This is a genomic window from Pseudoalteromonas sp. S1612, from assembly GCF_005887175.1.
Classification (GTDB): domain Bacteria; phylum Pseudomonadota; class Gammaproteobacteria; order Enterobacterales; family Alteromonadaceae; genus Pseudoalteromonas; species Pseudoalteromonas undina.
Genome location: NZ_PNDH01000005.1, coordinates 54,028 through 74,735 on the forward strand (window position 1 = coordinate 54,028; position 20,708 = coordinate 74,735).

The 20,708-nt window shown below is 40.7% G+C and carries 19 protein-coding genes; 10 read left to right on the plus strand and 9 right to left on the minus strand.

Annotated elements, in window-relative coordinates:
* Positions 1-17: 17 nt before the first annotated feature.
* The gene (locus tag CWB78_RS02005) at positions 18-287 is read right to left on the minus strand and encodes a hypothetical protein (protein ID WP_008465571.1); all 270 of its coding nucleotides are present in this window, start codon (positions 285-287) and stop codon (positions 18-20) included.
* Positions 288-300: 13 nt separating this feature from the next.
* Positions 301-876 carry a Fe-S biogenesis protein NfuA gene (gene nfuA / locus CWB78_RS02010; RefSeq protein ID WP_008465569.1) on the minus strand — a complete coding sequence of 192 codons (576 nt, stop codon included), beginning with the start codon at positions 874-876 and terminating at the stop codon, positions 301-303.
* A gap of 146 nt (positions 877-1,022) precedes the next feature.
* On the opposite strand from nfuA, the gene CWB78_RS02015 reads away from it, so the two are divergent.
* Positions 1,023-3,572 carry a M14 family metallopeptidase gene (locus tag CWB78_RS02015; protein WP_171040292.1) on the plus strand — a complete coding sequence of 850 codons (2,550 nt, stop codon included), beginning with the start codon at positions 1,023-1,025 and terminating at the stop codon, positions 3,570-3,572.
* A 6-nt stretch (positions 3,573-3,578) separates the two neighbouring features.
* Here the strand turns inward: CWB78_RS02015 and CWB78_RS02020 are convergent, their stop codons facing one another.
* Positions 3,579-4,256, minus strand: a complete 678-nt coding sequence (locus CWB78_RS02020; RefSeq protein WP_138594029.1) for a ComF family protein — start codon at positions 4,254-4,256, stop codon at positions 3,579-3,581.
* 75 nt (positions 4,257-4,331) lie between these two features.
* On the opposite strand from CWB78_RS02020, the gene bioH reads away from it, so the two are divergent.
* The 3 genes from bioH (at position 4,332) to CWB78_RS02035 (ending at position 6,334) form a co-directional block, all read left to right on the plus strand.
* Positions 4,332-5,069, plus strand: a complete 738-nt coding sequence (gene bioH / locus CWB78_RS02025) for a pimeloyl-ACP methyl ester esterase BioH (protein ID WP_138594030.1) — start codon at positions 4,332-4,334, stop codon at positions 5,067-5,069.
* Between the two features lie 92 nt (positions 5,070-5,161).
* A complete protein-coding gene (locus CWB78_RS02030) occupies positions 5,162-5,470 on the plus strand; it encodes a hypothetical protein (RefSeq protein WP_008112879.1) in 309 nt (102 codons plus the stop codon).
* Between the two features lie 6 nt (positions 5,471-5,476).
* Complete coding sequence (locus tag CWB78_RS02035) at positions 5,477-6,334, plus strand: putative metalloprotease CJM1_0395 family protein (RefSeq protein ID WP_010392423.1); 858 nt, start codon at positions 5,477-5,479, stop codon at positions 6,332-6,334.
* 62 nt (positions 6,335-6,396) lie between these two features.
* Here CWB78_RS02035 and CWB78_RS02040 read toward each other — a convergent pair whose 3' ends face one another.
* From CWB78_RS02040 to greB, 4 genes are all read right to left on the minus strand, one after another.
* The gene (locus CWB78_RS02040; RefSeq protein ID WP_138594031.1) at positions 6,397-8,721 is read right to left on the minus strand and encodes a Tex family protein; all 2,325 of its coding nucleotides are present in this window, start codon (positions 8,719-8,721) and stop codon (positions 6,397-6,399) included.
* A gap of 156 nt (positions 8,722-8,877) precedes the next feature.
* Positions 8,878-9,456, minus strand: coding sequence for a CBS domain-containing protein (locus CWB78_RS02045; RefSeq protein ID WP_010392427.1), 579 nt, complete (start codon positions 9,454-9,456; stop codon positions 8,878-8,880).
* A 60-nt stretch (positions 9,457-9,516) separates the two neighbouring features.
* Positions 9,517-9,822: a hypothetical protein gene (locus CWB78_RS02050; RefSeq protein ID WP_010392429.1), complete on the minus strand. Its 306-nt coding sequence runs from the start codon at positions 9,820-9,822 to the stop codon at positions 9,517-9,519.
* A gap of 124 nt (positions 9,823-9,946) precedes the next feature.
* Positions 9,947-10,420: a transcription elongation factor GreB gene (greB, locus tag CWB78_RS02055; protein WP_054202862.1), complete on the minus strand. Its 474-nt coding sequence runs from the start codon at positions 10,418-10,420 to the stop codon at positions 9,947-9,949.
* 182 nt (positions 10,421-10,602) lie between these two features.
* Between greB and ompR the strand changes: the two genes are divergently transcribed.
* Together ompR and envZ are read left to right on the plus strand one after the other, a co-directional pair.
* Positions 10,603-11,322, plus strand: coding sequence for an osmolarity response regulator transcription factor OmpR (gene ompR, locus CWB78_RS02060; protein WP_008109519.1), 720 nt, complete (start codon positions 10,603-10,605; stop codon positions 11,320-11,322).
* A 5-nt stretch (positions 11,323-11,327) separates the two neighbouring features.
* A complete protein-coding gene (envZ, locus tag CWB78_RS02065) occupies positions 11,328-12,641 on the plus strand; it encodes a two-component system sensor histidine kinase EnvZ (protein WP_055012728.1) in 1,314 nt (437 codons plus the stop codon).
* 60 nt (positions 12,642-12,701) lie between these two features.
* Here envZ and CWB78_RS02070 read toward each other — a convergent pair whose 3' ends face one another.
* Positions 12,702-14,744 (minus strand): glycoside hydrolase family 97 protein, encoded by a 2,043-nt coding sequence (locus tag CWB78_RS02070; protein ID WP_138594032.1) that lies wholly within the window; start codon positions 14,742-14,744, stop codon positions 12,702-12,704.
* 174 nt (positions 14,745-14,918) lie between these two features.
* Between CWB78_RS02070 and CWB78_RS02075 the strand changes: the two genes are divergently transcribed.
* Together CWB78_RS02075 and CWB78_RS02080 are read left to right on the plus strand one after the other, a co-directional pair.
* The gene (locus tag CWB78_RS02075; RefSeq protein WP_138594033.1) at positions 14,919-15,545 is read left to right on the plus strand and encodes a methylamine utilization protein; all 627 of its coding nucleotides are present in this window, start codon (positions 14,919-14,921) and stop codon (positions 15,543-15,545) included.
* Positions 15,523-16,761: a hypothetical protein gene (locus CWB78_RS02080; protein WP_010392442.1), complete on the plus strand. Its 1,239-nt coding sequence runs from the start codon at positions 15,523-15,525 to the stop codon at positions 16,759-16,761. Before CWB78_RS02075 ends, CWB78_RS02080 begins: the two co-directional genes overlap by 23 nt.
* 65 nt (positions 16,762-16,826) lie before the next feature.
* Here the strand turns inward: CWB78_RS02080 and speE are convergent, their stop codons facing one another.
* The gene (gene speE / locus CWB78_RS02085) at positions 16,827-17,690 is read right to left on the minus strand and encodes a polyamine aminopropyltransferase (protein ID WP_138594034.1); all 864 of its coding nucleotides are present in this window, start codon (positions 17,688-17,690) and stop codon (positions 16,827-16,829) included.
* 198 nt (positions 17,691-17,888) lie between these two features.
* Here speE and speA point away from each other — a divergent pair, with 198 nt between their 5' ends.
* Positions 17,889-19,769: a biosynthetic arginine decarboxylase gene (gene speA / locus CWB78_RS02090; protein ID WP_076919621.1), complete on the plus strand. Its 1,881-nt coding sequence runs from the start codon at positions 17,889-17,891 to the stop codon at positions 19,767-19,769.
* A gap of 61 nt (positions 19,770-19,830) precedes the next feature.
* Positions 19,831-20,703 carry a 1-acylglycerol-3-phosphate O-acyltransferase, YihG family gene (gene yihG, locus CWB78_RS02095; RefSeq protein ID WP_138594035.1) on the plus strand — a complete coding sequence of 291 codons (873 nt, stop codon included), beginning with the start codon at positions 19,831-19,833 and terminating at the stop codon, positions 20,701-20,703.
* Positions 20,704-20,708: the final 5 nt, after the last annotated feature.

The window sequence follows — 20,708 nt, forward strand, 5'->3', positions numbered from 1 at the left end:
CGAATTGATATAAACCGTTACTTCCAAAGGTCGGGGTCGTTATTTTTGGAAGGGATATTTTTTAATACTTGAGAAAAGCGGTTAGCAAAAATACCCGCATAGCCCCAAAAAGCAAAAAATAAAGCGGGGGCTAAAATAACCAAGCCGATAACTTGCAAACTGTAATGGCTGTAATAGCCCACAGCGATAAATATCACGGCTAGCACAAACAGTGCTAGCCCGCGAAAAAAGCGCTTTAAACTCAACTTAGGGTCGCTCCCTAAGCGGTAAATAAGTGGCTTTAGCATAATGAATTAATGCTTAGTAGTAAGAATGCTCGCCTGCTTCATGATCGGTAATGTCTGACACACCGGTGATCTCATCAAATTTAGCAATCATTTCTTTTTCAATGCCTTCTTTTAGTGTGACATCGATCATAGAACACCCATTACAACCACCACCAAACTGAAGTACAGCAACACCAGCTGCAGTGATCTCTACCAAGCTAACTTGGCCGCCATGGTTGGCAAGTTGTGGGTTTACTTCAGTTTCTAGCATGTGCTGCACACGCTCATTCAAGCTGGCATCTTCACCTAGTTTACGTGCTTTAGCATTAGGTGCTTTAAGAGTTAACTGTGTGCCCATTTTGTCGGTAACAAAATCAATTTCAGCTTCGGCTAAAAAAGGCGCGCTTTCAGCATCAACAACCGCATCAAAGCCGTTAAAATTTAGGCGAATATCGCTCTCTTCTACCGCGTCTTCTGGACAATAAGAAACACCACATTCAGCTTGTGATGTACCAGGGTTAACAACAAACACACGAATATTCGTTTGTTGAGATTGATCTGCTAATAGCTTAGCAAAATGCGCTTGCGCTGTTTCGGAAATAGAAATCATAATACCGTCTATACTTGACTAAATTACTCGGATACTGCATATCATACTCCGCTCATCGTGTTGCGGCTAGTGTTGAGCGTAAAAAGTTGGCATCTATTTTAAGCAATGGTAGCGTGCAATTAACAAACATTTTTAGAGTGATTTATATGCGCTTCATATTAACAATAATGGTGGTGCTAGCCAGTTTTTCAAGTATGGCAAAGCCCCTGTCTTATTATTTTGAGAAACAGGTTGAATTCGATTCTACCATACCAACACCTCAAGAGGTGCTGGGTTATCAAGTGGGTGAGTGGCATGTGAGACATGACCAACTTGTTCGCTACATGGAAATTTTAGCTCAAAAAAGCGATCGAATTAATTTTGAAGTAATAGGTCGTACTCATGAGCAGCGCCCGTTAGTTATGCTAACGATTACTGCGGCTAACAAATTAAAAAATATAGAAAAAACTCGCCAAGCGCACTTAGCTCGCCTAAATAATTCAAACAATAAAACAGCGGAGCAGCCAAGTGTTGTATGGATGGGTTACAGTGTTCATGGGAATGAATCATCAGGTAGTAATGCAGCTTTACTAGTCGCTTATTATTTAGCGGCAGCGCAAGGGGATGAAATAAATGAGCTACTTAACAACACGGTTATTTTACTCGACCCGTCGCTTAACCCAGACGGCTTAGCACGTTTCGCAAATTGGGCTAATAGTAATCGTGGAATGAACTTATCGTCAGATCCGCAAACCCGAGAGCATGTAGAAAGCTGGCCAAGCAGTCGAACAAACCATTATTGGTTTGATTTAAACCGTGATTGGTTGCTGTTACAGCACCCAGAGTCGCGCGCAAGGATTGCTAAGTTTCATTATTGGAAGCCTAATATTTTAACTGACTTTCATGAAATGGGGCCAAATAGTAGCTACTTTTTTCAACCGGGTATCCCAAGTCGTAAACACCCAATTACCCCTGAAGAAAATGTAAGTCTAACTAAAGCGATTGCAAATTATCACGCTAAAACATTAGATGAAAACAACGCGTTATACTTCACCGAAGAAAGCTTTGATGACTTTTATTATGGTAAAGGCTCTACCTACCCCGATGTAAATGGTGGTGTGGGTATTTTATTTGAACAAGCAAGTTCTCGTGGCCATATTCAAGAAACGATCAATGGCCCGCTAACTTTTGCGTTTACGATTAAAAACCAACTGTTAACGAGCTTATCAACGTTTAAAGCAGCGATTGATAACCGCCAAGCTTTGCTAGAGTACCAAGCTAACTTTTACAACACAGCGATTGAGCTTGCCAAAGATGAAGACTATCAAGGTTATATTGTTCAAGCAGGTGAAGATCATACCCGTACTAACGATTTTTTGAGCATACTTAAACAACATCAAATTAATGCCTACCCAGTGAAAGAAGGGCTAAAAGCTGAGGGTAAAAACTTTACCGCTAATAGTTATTTTGTGCCGCTTGCGCAACCACAATATCGATTAGTTAAAGCTATTTTTAGTGAGCAACAAAACTTTGCCGATAACACCTTTTACGATGTGTCGGGTTGGACATTAGCGCATGCGTTTAATTTACCATTTGCTAAAGTAAACAGCCGCTGGGGATTAGAGGTAGAAAAAACAGCTTGGCAAAAACCAAAGCAGCCAGAGTTAGCGTCACTGACTAAAAATTACGCCTATGGATTTGCATGGAATGACATGCAAGCTCCCAAAATGCTCAATAGTCTGTTACAGCAAGGCATTAAAGCTCGTGTTGCATTAAAACCATTAACAGCAGTATCAACCAATGCAGAAGTAAACTTTGACGCAGGTAGTATTATTATTCCAGCAGGACTTCAAACTGACACCAACTGGGTGACAAAGTTAAACCAAGCACAAAGCCAGTTTGGGATTGAAGTTAAACCAATTACTACCGGTTTAACTAGTAAAGGTGCTGATTTAGGGTCTCGCTCTATGGCTGTGGTTTCTGCACCTAAGGTGTTATTGGTTGGTGGTAAAGGCGTGAGCCAATATGAAGCGGGTGAAGTGTGGTACTACCTAGACCGTTTTGTGGGTGTAGCGCCAACCATTGTTGAAATGGAGCGTTTAGCGTCTTTAGAGCTCAGTAATTACAGCCTTATTGTGTTGCCACATGGTAATTATTCTACTTTATCTGATTCCGATAAAGTTGCTATAAAAAGCTGGGTAAGGAAAGGTGGTGTTATTTGGGGGCACAAAGGCGGAGCTAAGTTTTTAGCCGATCAACAGCTATTAAAAGCAAGCTACTTATCGCGTAGAGATGTGGCTAGTGCATTTGATACTCAAGGTTTAAAGTATGCAGACAAAGACCACCTAGCAGGTCGTCAGCGTATTGCAGGTGCGATATTTAATACCAAGGTAGATACAACTCACCCACTAATGTTTTCATTTAAGCGTGACACACTACCCGTATTTAAAAATAGTACTTGGCTACTTGAAGCCTCGCAAGCACCATTTGTAAATATACTTACCTATACACAGCAGCCGCTACTTGCTGGTTTTACTGATGCAATAAATGTAGAGCAAGTGGCTGGTGGGGCAGCGTTAATGGCACACTCTTATGGTCGAGGTAGTGTTATTGCGATGACAGATAACCCTGTATTTAGAGGGTACTGGTATGGTACCAGCCGATTATTAAGTAATGCTTTATTTTTTGGTCACACCTTTCGCGTGAGTGGAAACTAACACGCCCTAAAGTGGCGTTAAGCACGTGGTAAATGCCCATACGTGTTTAGCGCCGGCTTCTTTTAACGATAAGGTGGCTGCATTAAGAGTTGCTCCTGTAGTCATAATATCATCGATAATTACTACCGTTTTTCCCTCTAAATTAATTTTGCATGAAAAAGCCTGCTGTAAATTTTTAACTCTTTTAGCTTTGCTTAATTGTGATTGTGCCGAGGTGTGTTTATGGCGAAGCAACGCATTATTTAATACTTTATTTGACCCTAAACAGGGCTGCCATACTTGGGTGACTTGATTAAACCCACGCGCTAAAAAGCGCGCTTTATGTAAAGGTAAAATTATAAATGCATCAACAGCGACAGAGTGTTTAGTCATAAAAACCCTAAGTTGTTTTTTTATGACTTGCTGTAGTGCTTTTTTATAATGGATTTGATTATTAAATTTAAGCTGCTTTAACCATAAATCAAAAGGGGGCTGGTAAAAAGCACAGGCAAACAGCTTTTCAAAGTTGCAGTTAGGAAACATTTCTACAATATCAGGGCGGTAAAATAAATTGTCATGCTCGGCCAAATCTAGCAATGGCAAGTCATCTAAACAAAATTGACACAGTCCCATTGAGCTATGAATTTGACTTTGACATAACACACAGTAAGAGGGGAATAGCCAATCACTTAGGCTGAGTTTCATTCGCTGATGATCCTCATTACAAACTCCTTTTAAAGCGCTATCATAGAACTCAAGTTTGGTTAAGGTTAGGCAAATATGCAAAATGAATGTGTGTTGTTACATGGTTGGGGAATGAGCCGAGGTGTGTGGCAGTTAATAAAACCAGAATTAGAGTTTTCATATTCAGGTAAAGTGCGTTGTTTGGATTTACCCGGTTATGGTGATAATAACGCCTCTTTAAGCCCATATACATTACACGATGCTGCAAAGCAGGTGAGTGAGCAGTTAAAGCCACAATCGGTACTAATGGGGTGGTCTTTAGGTGGGTTGTTTGCTATTTATATTGCCAAACATTGGCCAGAAAAAGTATCAAAAGTCATTTTAGTTGCCTCAACGCCCTTTTTTGCAGAGCAATTACCATGGGCTGGCATTAAGCCTAAAGTATTAAAACAGTTCAAAGAGCAGTTGTTGCAAGAGCGTTCAAAAACGATAGAGCGCTTTTTGGCAATTCAGGCAATGGGCAGTGAGTCGGCTCGAGATGATATAAAACAGTTAAAGCAGTTATTGAGTCAGTCACCGCCTCCGAATAACGAGGCTTTAAGTGCAGGGCTAGACATACTGCAAAATGAAGATTTACGCGAATTATTTGCTCAATGTCCAGTGACTATTCGCGGCATTTTCGGGCGCTTAGACTCTCTCGTTCCTTATCGGGCCATTGAGAAAATGGTGGTACTTAATGCTGACTTTGAGTACGAAGTGATAGACAAAGCATCACATGCGCCTTTTATTTCTCATAAAAGTGAATTTTTATCTGCCGTTAAATCAATGCTTTGAAGCAAAGCCATGATTACTGCGGTTTAAAGCTTTATTTTGCGTGATTTTTGAGCGATAATTAAACAATATTTATTTGCTGGAGGTTTATTATTATGCCAATAGGATCTGTATTCAATAGTGGTGTTGAAGGGTTTAATAGAGCCAGCCAAGGAATTGAAAAAGCCAGCGCTGAGATTAATCGTGCCAGCATAGAGCAGCAAGACGACTCTCAACTAGCGCAGCAACGTCAATTAACGGCCGCTCGCCCTGAAGAAGCAGTCACCGCGCCAGTATCTCAACCTGCACGAATTGATGATGCGTTAGTAAACTTAAAAGTTGAAGAGTTTAATGCTAAGGCAAACACGCAATCTATCCAAACTGCAGATGACGTATTAGGCACTTTAGTTGATATTAAAGTGTAATTTCTCATGAATATTGTCACGCCGTTTCCGTCTATTAATATAAACACCGCAAATGTTTATACGGAGACTGCTCGGCGTGACAACCAGCTACGTGAAGTCATTCCCCCAGCCGCTGCGAACACCGCTGGTAGCACTGAAAACAAAGCTCAAAGTGATGCAGAAAAAGCCAAACTGCCAGGAAATAGCGACAGCTCAACCTACAATGCGAGTGGCAAAATTGCAGACGATAAAACGATTGCGCAACGCGAAGGCAATGCAGATAGCGATCAAGATAATGCCGAGCAAGAAAAACAACAAGCTGCAGAAGAAGTTAGTGAGCAAGAAGAACTGCAACTTGAGCAAGAATTACAGCAAATTAAAGAACTTAAAGCGCGCGACACTGAAGTACGAACACATGAGCAAGCGCATGCCGCTGTGGGTGGACAATATGCGGGCTCTCCTAGCTACGAATATCAAAGAGGGCCCGATGGTACTAACTATGCTGTAGGTGGTGAAGTACCGATAGATGTTGGAGTTATCAATGGCGATCCTCAAGCAACTATTGATAAAATGCAAACGGTACGTGCTGCTGCACTCGCGCCGGCTGAGCCTTCAGGTGCCGACAGAGCAATAGCGGCAGATGCCACTCAAAAGATAGCCGCAGCACAAGCTGAGTTAGCTTCAGCAGATGACGAAGACAGCAGCGAAGATAAAAGCAGAGTCAGTGCGTCGTTTTCTAACAGTGAAAGTTCAGAAGTAAAAACTGCTAAAAGTGAAGAGCAATCGCGTGATGTTGAAGTAGAAGCGCGTGCTGGGCGCATTGCTAGTTTTTATCAACTGGCCACATCACCTGCGACTCAAAGCCAATTCTCAGCACAAATTTAAACTAAACCTTATATTTAATAGCCATAAAAAAACCGCCTAAGCGGTTTTTTTATGGGGTCATTTTATTTTTTCACTTTCGCATTGGCAAAGGCATCAGCAAACGCATTTCCCATCATGGCATTGCCTGTGTCGCGCTTAGGTTTGGGCGCTCGCGATTGGTTTGCATTGTTACCACGTGGCTTTTGCACCGCCGCAGGGGCAGCTTTATTGCTAGTGTCTATCTCGTCATCTAGGCGCATGGTAAAGCTAATACGTTTACGTGCAGCGTCAACCTCAACCACTTTCACTTTAACAATGTCACCAGCTTTAACCACTTCTCGTGGGTCTGAAATAAACTTATTAGTAATAGCCGAAATATGCACTAGTCCATCTTGATGTACGCCAACATCCACAAATGCGCCAAAATTAGCTACGTTCGATACCACGCCTTCTAAAATCATTCCTGGTTTTAAATCACTAATTTTTTCAACGCCTGCTTTAAACTCAGCAGTTTTAAATTCAGGGCGCGGATCACGACCTGGCTTATCAAGTTCGCTAATAATATCGGTCACGGTAGGCAGACCAAATTTATCGTCAATATAGTCATTTGCAGCGAGCTTATTTAAAAACTCTTTGTTACCAATGAGGTTATTTACGTCTACCTGATTGTGCTCACAAATACGCTTAACGATAGGGTATGCTTCAGGGTGAACTGATGAGTTGTCTAGTGGATCGCTGCCATTGTTAATGCGTAAAAAGCCGGCTGCTTGTTCAAATGCTTTTGGCCCTAAGCGCTCTACTTTTTTCAACTGACTACGTTTTGTAAATGACCCGTTTGTATCACGGTAGCTTACAATGTTTTGCGCTAAGGTTTTGTTTAAACCAGAAACACGTGCAAGTAAAGGTACAGAGGCCATATTTAAATCAACCCCCACACTGTTTACACAGTCTTCTACCACTGAGATTAGACTTTGTCCTAGTTGGCTTTGTGATACATCATGTTGATATTGGCCTACACCAATAGACTTAGGCTCTATTTTAACCAACTCAGCCAATGGATCTTGAAGGCGACGTGCAATAGATACGGCACCACGTAAAGATACATCTAAATCTGGAAATTCATTAGCAGCGAATTCAGAAGCAGAGTAAACCGAAGCGCCGGCCTCACTGACCATGATTTTATTTAGTTTAAGCTCAGTATTGGCTTTGATAAGTTCGCCAACTAGTTTATCTGATTCGCGAGAAGCGGTACCGTTACCAATCGCAATGAGCTCAACTTTATGTTGGCGACATAATTGCTCGAGCGTGCGTAATGATTTATCCCAATGATTTTGTGGTGCATGTGGGAAAATCGTTTGGGTAGCAAGCAGCTTACCTGTGCTATCAACCACGGCAATTTTACAACCGGTACGTAAACCAGGATCTAAGCCTAACGTAGTGCGAGGGCCAGCAGGGGCTGCCATTAATAAGTCTTTTAAGTTTTTAGCAAATACATCAATGGCACCGGTTTCGGCTTTTTCACGCATTGCGGCTAAAAATTCATTTTCTAAATGTAATCCAAGCTTAATTTTCCACGCCCATTGCACTACAGTTAATAACCAAGCGCTGGCAGGTTTGTTTTTAATATCTAGGCGGTAATGATCGCTGATCATCTGTGCACACAATTGCGCTGGGTTTTCAGCGTTAGGCTCAGGATTAATAGTTAACTGTAAAATACCTTCGTTACGTGCTCTTAGCATGGCTAATGCTCGATGCGAGGGGACTTTTTTTAATGGTTCTTGATGTTCAAAGTAGTCTCGGTATTTAGCCCCCGCTTGTTCTTGGCCATCAATAAGTTTACTTTCAATCGCTCCATTTTGACTAATATGACTTCTAAATTTAGCGAGTAATTTAGCGTCTTCAGCAAAGCGCTCCATCAAAATAAACTTAGCACCATCAAGCGCTGCTTTAGTATCGACAATCGCTTTTTCGGCATTAATAAATTTTGCAGCCTCAGCGTCTGGGTCAAGCATTGGATCGTTAAATAACGCATCAGCTAGTGGTTCTAAACCAGCTTCAATAGCTATTTGACCTTTAGTGCGGCGCTTTGCTTTATAAGGCAAATATAAGTCTTCTAGTTCGGTTTTACTTTGTGCAGCTTTAATATCAGCCGCTAATTCAGCACTAAGCTTATTTTGTGATTCTATCGTCGACAGGATAAAGCCACGACGCTCTTCAAGTTCACGTAAATAAGATAAACGTTGTTCTAGAAGGCGTAGTTGGGTGTCATCTAATCCACCGGTCACTTCTTTTCTGTAACGGGCAATAAAGGGGACGGTTGCGCCTTCATCAAGTAACTTTGTTGCTGCAACCACTTGTTGCTGCTGTGCATTTAGCTCCGTTGCTAAACGTGCAGAGATATCGCTCATGCAAAAACCTTTTAATACAAAAAATAAGACCAGCTAAAAAGTTAACTGATGCGTCAATGTCTTGAATAATATCACAGGGGAGGGTAATAAAAAGCTCTTAAAGCAAGCTATTTTACTTGCTTTAAGATGCCATTGCTGGGGCAATAAAAAGCGGATTTAGTGAGGGTGCTCTACACTTTCGAGTACTTCACTAAATGTGTGCGCTATTGGGCTAATATGAACAGGAATTTGCAGCTTACGTGCTATATCGCGTGCTGAAATTAAACCACTTATTTCATTATTAGCCGCAGTAACTAATATAAACATAGCACCATGATGTTCCATAGTTTGCAGTGCATCACCGATACATGAGTAGCTTAAGCTTTTCATACTTACACCCATTAAGTTACTCAGCGGTGTCATTAAATAGCGTAAGCTAATTTCACTACGAGGCAAGCCTAAACGCTGCGATAAAATCATGATTTTTGAGCTTTGTAAATCTGCACTTGCGACAATACCAATTAGCTTTTGATGCTCATCAGTTACTAAAATAAAATCAGAAGGCTGAGTATTTAGTTGTTTTGATGCTTGTTCAATGGTTGTATCAAACGCTGCGCGCATAGGACTTGTTTGAGTAAAGCTAGTTACTATACGTGTTGCTGGAGAGGTTAAATCAATCACAGCCTCATTAGTAAAAGTATCAGCAATAGTGCCATGAGAAATATCTTGGGTACGGAGTTCTTTAAAGTTAGACATAATATCCACCTAAATAAATAGTTATACAAATTTAATAATGTTTAAAAGCAAGTTATTAAATTAAATAACGGGTGGCGCTCGCGGGTTTGCATGACTGTAGGCAGTGGCTAAAAATCGACTTTCATAATGAAAGAAAAACGCTAAAGGAAGTGGTTGGATTTCTCTAAGCGCAATAACACCAACATGAGAATCTAAATCGGTGTCGAGGTTTGCTTGGTCAGGGGAGTCACAAACAATAAATTCAGCTGGAGCAAAACCAGCATCAAGTTTATTATTTTTAGGTGCACCATGCAATGTTAAACTCACACTCATGAAGAGTGCAAACACGAGGGCATTTTGTAATATGCGCGCTGTTATGTTTGACATAATGATGACCTTAATTAACTACTCTCAAGTTAATACAACATTACTTGAGTAACTTTAGTTATAGCTTACTCAGATAATATAAACAATAAAAAGTTAATATGATCTGAATCAAAACTAAGCGCTGTCATTTTTGATAGGTAATGTTATTTACGAACCACTGCTTAGCGCCTTGAGGAGTTATTACTTCAAAATCATCGTCTACTTGTTTTTTTAATAGCGCTCGCGCCATTGGTGAATCGATAGAAATATAGTCGTTGCGATCATAAATTTCATCGGGGCCGACAATTCTAAAATTTTTACACTCACCGGCCTCGTTTTCTATTTCTACCCAAGCACCAAAAAAAACTTTGCCGTCTTGTACAGGTGAGTAGTCAACAATTTTTAAATCGGGGATGCGTTTTCGTAAATAGCGAACACGACGGTCAATTTGGCGCAGTAAACGTTTGTTGTACTGATAGTCTGCGTTTTCAGAGCGATCTCCTAGGCTGGCAGCCCAACTCACAATTTTAGTCACTTCTGGACGTTTTTCATTCCAAAGATGATCATGTTCTTGCTGCAATTGTAAATAACCTTCGCGAGTAATTAAGTTTGTTTTCACGCTGAGTTCTTGTTTAATCTTCATGAGTGGCAAGGTATTAAAATAAAGGCAGCTTGTCGAGATAAAATAGCTATCAATGAATTTGAAATGTTCAGTAACAATCTAAGCAATTAATTAGTTTTTTATTATTAAGTTTTTCATTTATATTAAGGATTAATAAATTATAAAAAAAGCAATAAATTATGGGACAAGAGACAGTAAAAGTATTGGTGGTTGATGACGATAAACGTTTGCGCAGTTTGCTGGAACGCTACTTGGTAGAGCAAGGGTTTATTGTCAGAACAGCTGCGGATTCAGAGCAAATGGATAGACTAATTGAGCGTGAAAACTTTCACCTAATGGTGCTTGATCTAATGCTGCCCGGCGAAGATGGGCTTTCTATTTGCAGACGTTTACGCCAAAAAGAAAACCAAATTCCTATCGTTATGCTGACCGCCAAAGGCGATGAAGTAGACCGCATTATTGGCCTAGAACTCGGCGCTGACGATTATATTCCGAAACCGTTTAATCCTCGCGAGCTATTAGCGCGCATAAAAGCCATTTTACGTCGTCAATCAAAAGAAGTGCCAGGAGCGCCTTCAGCGCAGGAGAACTTAATTGCGTTTGGTAAATTCACCCTGAATTTAGCCACCCGCGAAATGAGTGAAGGCGATAACACGGTGTCACTCACCAGTGGTGAATTTGCGGTGTTAAAAGCGTTAGTTTCTCACCCGCGTGAGCCATTAAGTCGTGATAAATTAATGAACTTAGCTAGAGGGCGAGACTACAGTGCGCTTGAGCGCAGTATTGATGTTCAAGTATCACGTCTTCGTAGAATGATCGAAGTCGATGCCGCTAACCCACGCTATATTCAAACGGTATGGGGTTTAGGTTATGTATTTGTTCCTGACGGTGAAAAGTAATCATTATGGGAATGTTTCCGCGTAGTGCGTTTGGACAAACCGTATTTTTGGTTGCCGCTTTGTTGCTTATTAACCAAATAGTCTCCTACGTCACGGTAAGTTTATATGTAGTTAAACCCACCATTGAACAAGTTAATTTAATGCTGGCTAAGCAAATTAAAACCGTGTTTATTGATTGGGAAGATGGCGTTGAAGTCACCGATGAAGTCTCTGAGAAGTTTTTTGAAATAACCGGCATTGAAGTAATGACTCAGCGTGAAGCTATGCGTCATGGTTTAGGCCAAAGTCGTGAGTATTCTGGGCTATCGCGTAGTATGTCTGAGCAATTAAATGGCTTTTCTCGGGTGCGCATTAGTCAAACTGATCCGCTTATTTATTGGGTAGAAGCCCCGCAGGCGCCGGGTTATTGGGTCAAAGTGCCGCTCACCGGATTTAAAGAAAGTAACCTTGAGTTTTTAACCTTTTATCTTTCTAGTATCGGCTTTTTAAGTGTACTAGGAGGTTGGTTATTTGCCAGGCATTTGAACCGACCACTAAAAGCATTACAACAAGCTGCGATAAAAGTAGGGGTAGGCGACTTTAGTACCAAGTTACAAGAGCAAGGGTCGAGTGAGGTTATTGAGGTAACGCGCGCCTTTAATCAAATGTCGCGAGGTATTGCTGCCCTTGAAAACGACCGTCGATTACTTATGGCCGGTGTTTCTCATGATTTACGCACACCGCTTACGCGTATTCGTTTAGCCACAGAAATGATGGTTGATGAAGATGATTATTTACGTGAAGGCATTATTTACGATATTGAAGATATGAATGGCATTATCGATCAATTTATCGAATATTTACGCCATCATAAACGTGAAGAACAAACCTGCGAAGATATTAATGCGCTCCTTGGTGAAGTCGTACAAAGTGAGCTTAAGCATCAACGTGCGATCACGTTTAAACCGAATCCTAATATTGGAAAAATTCCCATAAGTAGTGTCGCGATTAAGCGAGTAGTGACCAATATGATAGAAAATGCACTACGCTACTCAGAGGGTGATATTGAAGTACTCAGTTATTTTAATTCCAATAAAAAATATGTGGTTATTGCGGTCAACGATAGTGGTCCGGGTATTCCTGAAAGCGAGTTGGAGTCTGTGTTTGAGCCGTTTAAACAAGGTGATGCAGCTCGCGGTAGTGAAGGTAGCGGCCTAGGCCTTGCAATTATTAAGCGTATTATCGATATGCATGGCGGCAAGGTGGTGCTCTCTAATCGCCCTGAAGGTGGTTTAAGTGCGCAAATATACCTACCAATAAAGGTTACTAATCCAAGCTAATAACGCTATCTGCATGGTTGCAGATAGCGTTAATTTATTATCTAGAGTTCAGATTAACTACTAGAGGGCTTTAAAACGAATGGCTGTACCGCCACTGGTGGCCAATTTTAATGTTAGCTTATCGCTTGCGGTAACAGTGCGTTTTTCAATGCTTAAATCATAAGGATTGTTCTTCCATTCAGCGTTTTTACCGTCTTGGTAGATTTGCGCTTCAAACTGTTTATCTTTATCTAAAAAGTCGAGTTTAATCTCAATGGTGCGGGCATTTTCGTCGGTAACTGCACCTAAGTACCAATCGTTACCTGAATAGTTATCGCGCTTGCGCTCTTTGCGTGCAAATACAATAAAGTCGCCTACTTCGCCATCAAGCGCAATACTTTGCTGCCAATCGGTCGGTACGTCTTGAATGAACTGAAAAGCATCGGGTTTAGCTAAATAATTCCGTGGTAAATCCGCCGCCATTTGAATTGGGCTGTACATTACTACATACAATGCTAATTGCTTTGCTAGTGTTGTTTGTGGGCGATTTGTGTCGTCCCCTAAGCCATTAAAGCTCATATCAAAAATACCAGGGGTAAAGTCCATTGGTCCTGCCAGCATACGCGTAAAGGCAAGCATGGGAATGTGTTCTGGTGGATTGGGTGGTGTGCCCCATGCGTTAAACTCTTGACCACGCGCACCTTCACGGGCAATCCAGTTAGGGTAAGTGCGGCGCAGACCCGTGTCTTTTATTGGTTCATGTGTGTTGATGCTTAGCTTATATTTAGCGGCAAGTTTAATGTTATGTAAGTATTCATTTACCATAAATTGGCCGTCATGCCATTCAAAGCGGGCAATGCCGTTTTCATCTATGCGTTTTATATTGCCACCATCGGCCACATAACCAGTTTTTATTTGGCTTACATTTGATTTTTCATAAAGCGCAAAAGCATCTTCCATTTGGTCGCGATAATTACTAACATTGCCAGAGGTTTCATGATGACCAATTAACTGCACCCCTTTTTCTTTACCGTACTGTGTAAGCGCTGCAATATCGAAATCGTCATAAGGCTGAGTAAAGCTAAATACATCGCCATTATAAAACCAGTCGCCATCCCAACCTGTGTTCCAACCTTCAACTAATACGCCGTCAAAGCCATACTCAGCGGCAAAGTCCATATAGTATTTAGTATTTTTTGTGGTGGCACCGTGTTTTTCTCCACTGCCCCAAGTGGTTTCATTGATGTGCATTCCCCACCAAATACCTACATATTTACCTGGTTTAACCCACGACACATCACCGAGCTTATTTGGTTCATTCAGGTTTAAAATAATATCTGAATTAACTAAGTCTATCGCTCGCTCACCTATTTGAATGGTGCGCCAAGGAGTATTGAATGCGCCGCGCTTCTTAACCGCAATGCCATCAGACCACGGTGTTAAATCGGCACTAAACGTACCTGGGCGACGCTGGTTAAGCACCATCCCTGCATAATCTACCAGAGCTGCTTCATGAATGCTGACATGTACACCGTTACCATTTTTAAAGGTAAAAGGGGTATGAACAAGTGCAGCATCTTGTAAGTCTGTAGTGTTATAGGCATATTCATAACGGTTCCAACCGCGAGCAGGTATCCACCATGCGGTGGTTTTATCTTTTGCGGCAATAGCAAATTCGGTCAGTTCTTTAGTAATTTCAGTTTGTTCAAAACCGGCTTGCTTAGGGACTTCATAGCGAAAACCTACACCACTATCAAAGGCTTTAAATCGTACAGTGTATGTGCCAGCGTGGGGCGCAGGTTTATTGAAGGTAACGGCAATTTCATTGTGTTTATCAACAACGGTTTGACGCTCTCCCCAAGGTTGCTGCCATTGGCTATCGGTTTGTGAACGAGTTACTTCACTAATAACAAAGCCGTCATCAAATGGTGCTTGGCTTTTAAACCTAAAACCTAAGCGTGACTGCTCAATAACAGGCTTACCATTAAAGCTAATAGAGTAATGAGGGGATGATGATTGATCAGAAATGGTAATTTTAATTTTTTGATCAGGTGATTTCAGCGTGGCTTCTTTTGCAAAAGCACTGCTTGCAAGTAAAGCAACTAGTAGTAAAGGTAATCTCATTGTGTGTCCTTGATGTCAAACCGTAGGTTATGAGCATAAAGTGATGAACACACTATTACGAGATAGCTGCATACGTATTCAATTAATTAGCTAAAAAAGAGTGTGTTAATTAATCTGCAAAACTTTATGTAATTAGTTCTATAATAAATAAAAAGAATTTAACAAGAAGAAAATATGCTGAAAATTTTACTCGCTATTTTAGGTTGTATCATTGTTTTTAAGAGTAGTGCAGCAACGGTTACTGTTTATAATAGCAACCAAAAAGTTCAAGAAAATGTTGTTGTTTGGTTAGCTCCAGATCAAGCCTCTGGCGTGAATATAAATAAATCACTTTTCACTATGACACAAAAAAATCGCCAATTTACACCACATATCTTAGTCGTTGAAAAAAACAGCCAAGTTGAATTTCCTAACGCTGACTCGATAATGCATCACGTGTATTCATTTTCTAAAAGCAAAACATTTGAATTAAAGCTTTATCGAGAACAACCACAAGATCCAATTACATTTGAACAAACAGGAGTTGTGGAGCTTGGTTGTAATATTCATGATTGGATGTTGGGTTACATTGTTGTTGTGGATAGCCCATATTATGCAATCACCAATGAGCAAGGAGTAGCATCGTTCGATATCCCAAATGGAGCCTATAAACTAAATGTTTGGCATGAAGGCTTTAGAGATATTAGCAACATAGAGTCGCAAAAAGTTGTTATAACTAACAATAAATTAAGTTATCAGTTAAAACAAAAACTAACTTTGCCTATTAGGGTTGAAGTTGATGAGTTTGACGATTATGAATAGTCTATTGGGCTTAGCCGTTGTTATTTGCTTGTTGAGTGTTTTTTCAGCCAACGCACAAGTTAAAGGTTTGCTGCAAGTAAGGGCAGTGCAAGCTGATTCACAACTAAGCTGGCAAGAGGGTGGAATTGGTTTATATCGCCATGATGCGGCTAATCAAGGTGTGGTTTTATCTCAGGGAATTATTGATTTAAGTGCAGATATAAGTTCTAGTTGGTCTGCCCATGCTGTAGTTAATTTATATCAAGATCCAAAAAGTACCTTGGGGGTTAGTCAGGCTTATCTGCAATATAAACCTTTAGTTCGCAGTGATTATAAATGGCATATTAAAGTGGGTGGCTTTTATCCACAATTGTCATTAGAAAACCCTGATATGGGCTGGTTATCTGCATATAACTATACCAATTCGGCAATTAACTCTTGGGTAGGTGAAGAGCTGCGAACGCTAGGTGTTGAAGCAACAATTAAACGCCCAGCCCGTAATTTTAATAGTGCCCATAGTTTTAGTTTGGTTGGTGCGACATTTAAAGGTAACGATCCTGCGGGGACATTACTCGCTTGGCGAGGCTTTGCTTTGCATGATCGCCAAACAACACTTAATGAGGCTCTCGCTTTTGCGCCTGTTGCGTCTTTAAATACTCCACAGTTACAATTTCAAGCAAACCAAGTTTTACCGTTTGAAGAGGTCGATGGGCGATTTGGTTATTACGTTGGTGGACATTGGGATTATTTAAAAAAGTCTCAGTTGCGAGTGTACTACTATGATAACAATGGTGACCCTGGCGCTCTTAATTATAATACGGGTCAATATGCCTGGGATACTCGATTTTTAAGTGTCGCATGGCTAAATAAATTTACACCGAAAACACGATTAATTATCCAAATAATGTCGGGTGGTACGGCTATGGGTCAAAACCGCGGCGTTGATACTCGATTTTATAGTCATTTTGCATTATTGAGTCATAAAATAAAACGCCACCGTTTCTCAGTACGTTACGATTATTTTGAGGTGACAGACAAAGACGATTGGAAGTTTGACCCTAATGCTAGTCATGGCGAGGGACTAACAGCAACTTGGCGTTATCAGCTTACACCACAATGGCAAATAGGTGTTGAGGGGTCAGCGCTTCATAGCCAAGCAGATAACCGAGTAGCTATGAATAAAGCATCGAGAATATCGCAGCAGCAAATAGCATTAAATGCTCAGTTTCGGTTTTAGTTGGAAGAATAACAAATTGAAACAAATAAGGGCTCTTGTGAGCCCTACTTTGTATTAATGGCTTTTTATTTTTTGTCAAAAGCGCGTTTCATGTAATTAGGTGTTGCGAGTGCACCGTGATGAATGCCGCCATTGTAGTATTCACTATGCTCAGCAATTATGGCTGCGCCGTCTTCTCTAAAACCGTTAAATGCTTCAGATTTACGAGCTAGCGTCACCGACCACAACCCACTTGGATAAATAGGTTGTGGGAATGGAAGAGTTTGCAAGTCTTTAAAACCAACACTTAGCATAGCTTCGCGCATTTCAACCAGAAGTGGCAAATGCATTAATGGCGATTCGCTTTGTTGTACGAGTATTCCACCAGGGCGAAGTGCGTTTAAACAGCTAGTATAAAACGCATGGTTAAATAAACCCTCACCAGGGCCTACCGGATCAGTTCCATCAACAATCACCACATCAATAGACTCACCAGCTGCTTCGCGCATATATTTAATGCCATCGTCAAACATCACAGTGGCACGTGGATCGTTATTTGATTCACATAACTCTGGGAAGTACTTTAACGACATTTGGGTAACTACTTCGTCAATATCGATTTGTGTCACAGTTTCTACACTTGGGTGCTTGAGTACTTCACGTAATGTACCGCAATCGCCGCCGCCAATAATAACCACATTTTTAGGGTTTGGGTGTGCTAGTAATGCTGGGTGGCTGATCATTTCATGATAAAAAAAGTTTTCAAGGCTACTCACCATAGTGCAGCCATCAATGATCATTAAATTACCAAAGTCTGTGGTTTCAAACATTTCTACTTTTTGAAAAGGAGACTGTTTTTCATCTAACTTTTTGTTAATACGTAATGAAAATGCGCTGCCATCGCGGTCGCTAATTTCAGTAAACCACTTACTTTGATCTAAATTTGCCATAGTTGTTGTTACACTTTTGGTTGAGTATGAAAAAAGGAGGCAATTCTGCCAGTGCTTGCGCTATTGCTCAATCAAATTTTACGCTCTTTAGCGAATAAAGTTAGCTATAAAGAGGGGAAAGTTCAATTTTTGTTAGCTTAGCAGATAGTGACGTATTAAAATGCCCCTTTACACCTAATTTAATAAAGAAGAGTTGCCATGACTTGGGGTTTAGAAACAGCACGTGCTACATACAATGTTGCTCATTGGAGCGATGGTTATTTTGATATTAACGCACAAGGTGAATTGATAGCCTATCCGGATGGCGACCAAACAAAACCTGCCATTTCTTTAAGCCAGCTTACTGAGCAATTTAAACAGCAAGGATTAACCTTACCAGTATTGGTGCGCTTTACCGATATTTTAAAAAACCGTGTAGATACGCTCACCAATGCGTTTACTCAAGCGCGTAGCAACCGTGAATATAATGGTAAATACACCTGTGTTTACCCTATAAAAGTAAATCAACAGCGTTCTGTAGTAAGTAAGCTTTTAGCACACCCAAGTGGTTTAGTGGGGCTTGAAGCCGGTTCTAAACCTGAACTAATGGCAATTTTAGGTGTGGCAAAAGAGCCTATTACTATTGTATGTAACGGCTACAAAGACAGTGAATTTTTACGTTTAGCCTGTATTGGTCAAGCAATGGGGCACAGCGTTAAAATTGTGGTTGAAAAACTCTCTGAGCTAACCACACTGCTGGAAGAAATTGATAATTTAGGTATTGAGCCTGCTATTGGTATTCGTATTCGCTTAAATTCGGTTGGTAAAGGTAAATGGCAAAATACCGGTGGTGAAAAAGGTAAGTTTGGCTTAACTGCAGGACAAGTACTCAGTGCAGTGGAAGTGCTCAAGCAACATAACAAGTTGCATTTAATGCAGATGGTACATTTTCATATTGGTTCTCAAATTGCCAATATTCGCGATATTCATCGTGCTTTGCGCGAATGTGCTCGCCATTTTGCTGAATTAACTCAATACGGTGTACCGCTCAATACTGTTGATGTGGGTGGCGGGCTTGGCGTTGACTACGAAGGTTCAGGCTCACGTAGTGCTTGCTCAATGAACTACACAGTCGAAGAATATGCGCGTAATGTAGTAAATGCATTTGCCGAGGTGTGCGACCAACATAACTTAGCTCACCCTGCAATTATTACCGAATCTGGCCGTGCTCTTACTGCACATCATGCGGTGCTTATTACCGATGTGATTGATGTTGAAAAAGCGCCAAATCATTTAAACCCAGAACCACCTGTTAAAAACAGTGCCTTAGTATTGGATGAAATGTGGCAGTGTTTACAACGTTTGAACCCGCGTATGGCATTAGAGATTTATCATGATGCAATGCACTTATTTAGTGAAGCACACGATCAATACGTACATGGTTTAGTGAGCATGCTAGAGTGGGCGAAAATAGAGCAGCTTTACTTTACTATTTTACATCGCGTTCGAGCTTCATTAAGCTCTAATGCACGAGCTCACCGCGAAGTGCTGGATGATTTAAACGAAAAACTAGCCGATAAACTGTTTGTGAATTTTTCATTATTTCAGTCGTTACCCGATGTGTGGGGCATTCAGCAGTTATTTCCGGTTATGCCCATCGAAAACCTAACGCAGCCGCTTACTCAGCGCGCTATTATCCAAGACATTACTTGTGATTCTGACGGGCAAATACGTGAGTACGTTGAAGGTGCAGGAATTGAAACCAGTTTACCTATTCCTGAATATACACAAGGTCAGCAGTATCATATTGCGATGTTTATGGTAGGGGCATACCAAGAGATTTTAGGTGACTTACATAACCTATTTGGTGATACCGATTCAGTTCATGTTGAGCTTAATGAGCAAGGATATGTATTAACCAATGCCATTAAAGGTGACAGCGTTAAGGATGTATTAAAATTTGTTGATTATGATAGCGAGTTATTAGCTGATAACTTTGCCACTCAGATTAATAAACTTGATGTATCAGAGCACTGTAAAGAAGGTTACTTAGCCGAGCTTAATGCAGGGCTTGAAGGCTACACCTATTTTGAAGATTAATTTAGTTGCATAGTTAAGCGCGGTCATTTGTGGCTGCGCGATGTTTAAAGGAATAGAAGTAATGTCAGTTATTCGCAGTGTATTTAGTATTTTCTTTTACACAATAAACACTCTTTTTTGGTTTGTGCCTATTTTTATTTGTGGCATCGTTAAGCTAATCCCAATTAAGGGACTTCAAAAGTTAATGAGCTGGACAGCCAAGCAATGTGCCTCTATTTGGGTGACGTTTAACACGTTAAATCAAACGTTATTAACGCCAACAAAGCTAAATGTAACCGGTCTAGAAGAGCTAAAATTGAAAGATTGGTACCTAGTTATTGCGAACCACCAAAGCTGGGTGGATATTTTAGTGTTACAGCGAGTATTTAACCGCAAAATACCTTTTTTAAATTTCTTTTTGAAAAAAGAGCTTATTTACGTACCTGTTTTAGGTTTGTGTTGGTGGGCGCTCGACTTTCCTTTTATGACCCGCACCAGTAAAAGCCAATTAAAAAAGAATCCTAAATTGCGTGGTAAAGATTTAGAAACGACTCGTAAAGCGTGTGAAAAATTTAAAGAAATGCCGGTTAGTGTGGTTAACTTTGTTGAAGGTACGCGTTTTACAGTGCAAAAGCATGCACGCCAAAATAGCCCGTTTCCTCACTTACTTAAACCGAAAGCGGGTGGTGTGGCGTTTGTAATGCAAGCTATGGGTGAGCAAATTTCTAAGGTGGTAAATGTCACTATTCATTACCCTGAGGGCATTCCTACTTTTATGGATTTTGCAGCCGGTAAAGTAAAACACATCGATGTACAGGTTGAAGTAAAAGGCGTTAGTGATGACTTAATTGGTGATTACACTAATGATCCTGACTTTAGAGTACGTTTTCAAAGTGAATTAAATCGCGTGTGGGAAGAAAAAAACCAGACGCTCGTTAATTTAAAACAAAAATAACAAAA

What these genes read in the sequence shown, in the direction of transcription:
- CWB78_RS02005 (WP_008465571.1), bottom strand. Translation starts at nt 287, where the DNA reads ATGCTAAAGCCACTTATTTACCGCTTAGGGAGCGACCCTAAGTTGAGT.
- nfuA (WP_008465569.1), bottom strand. Translation starts at nt 876, where the DNA reads ATGATTTCTATTTCCGAAACAGCGCAAGCGCATTTTGCTAAGCTATTA.
- CWB78_RS02015 (WP_171040292.1), top strand. Translation starts at nt 1,023, where the DNA reads ATGCGCTTCATATTAACAATAATGGTGGTGCTAGCCAGTTTTTCAAGT.
- CWB78_RS02020 (WP_138594029.1), bottom strand. Translation starts at nt 4,256, where the DNA reads ATGAAACTCAGCCTAAGTGATTGGCTATTCCCCTCTTACTGTGTGTTA.
- bioH (WP_138594030.1), top strand. Translation starts at nt 4,332, where the DNA reads ATGCAAAATGAATGTGTGTTGTTACATGGTTGGGGAATGAGCCGAGGT.
- CWB78_RS02030 (WP_008112879.1), top strand. Translation starts at nt 5,162, where the DNA reads ATGCCAATAGGATCTGTATTCAATAGTGGTGTTGAAGGGTTTAATAGA.
- CWB78_RS02035 (WP_010392423.1), top strand. Translation starts at nt 5,477, where the DNA reads ATGAATATTGTCACGCCGTTTCCGTCTATTAATATAAACACCGCAAAT.
- CWB78_RS02040 (WP_138594031.1), bottom strand. Translation starts at nt 8,721, where the DNA reads ATGAGCGATATCTCTGCACGTTTAGCAACGGAGCTAAATGCACAGCAG.
- CWB78_RS02045 (WP_010392427.1), bottom strand. Translation starts at nt 9,456, where the DNA reads ATGTCTAACTTTAAAGAACTCCGTACCCAAGATATTTCTCATGGCACT.
- CWB78_RS02050 (WP_010392429.1), bottom strand. Translation starts at nt 9,822, where the DNA reads ATGTCAAACATAACAGCGCGCATATTACAAAATGCCCTCGTGTTTGCA.
- ompR (WP_008109519.1), top strand. Translation starts at nt 10,603, where the DNA reads ATGGGACAAGAGACAGTAAAAGTATTGGTGGTTGATGACGATAAACGT.
- envZ (WP_055012728.1), top strand. Translation starts at nt 11,328, where the DNA reads ATGGGAATGTTTCCGCGTAGTGCGTTTGGACAAACCGTATTTTTGGTT.
- CWB78_RS02070 (WP_138594032.1), bottom strand. Translation starts at nt 14,744, where the DNA reads ATGAGATTACCTTTACTACTAGTTGCTTTACTTGCAAGCAGTGCTTTT.
- CWB78_RS02075 (WP_138594033.1), top strand. Translation starts at nt 14,919, where the DNA reads ATGCTGAAAATTTTACTCGCTATTTTAGGTTGTATCATTGTTTTTAAG.
- CWB78_RS02080 (WP_010392442.1), top strand. Translation starts at nt 15,523, where the DNA reads ATGAGTTTGACGATTATGAATAGTCTATTGGGCTTAGCCGTTGTTATT.
- speE (WP_138594034.1), bottom strand. Translation starts at nt 17,690, where the DNA reads ATGGCAAATTTAGATCAAAGTAAGTGGTTTACTGAAATTAGCGACCGC.
- speA (WP_076919621.1), top strand. Translation starts at nt 17,889, where the DNA reads ATGACTTGGGGTTTAGAAACAGCACGTGCTACATACAATGTTGCTCAT.
- yihG (WP_138594035.1), top strand. Translation starts at nt 19,831, where the DNA reads ATGTCAGTTATTCGCAGTGTATTTAGTATTTTCTTTTACACAATAAAC.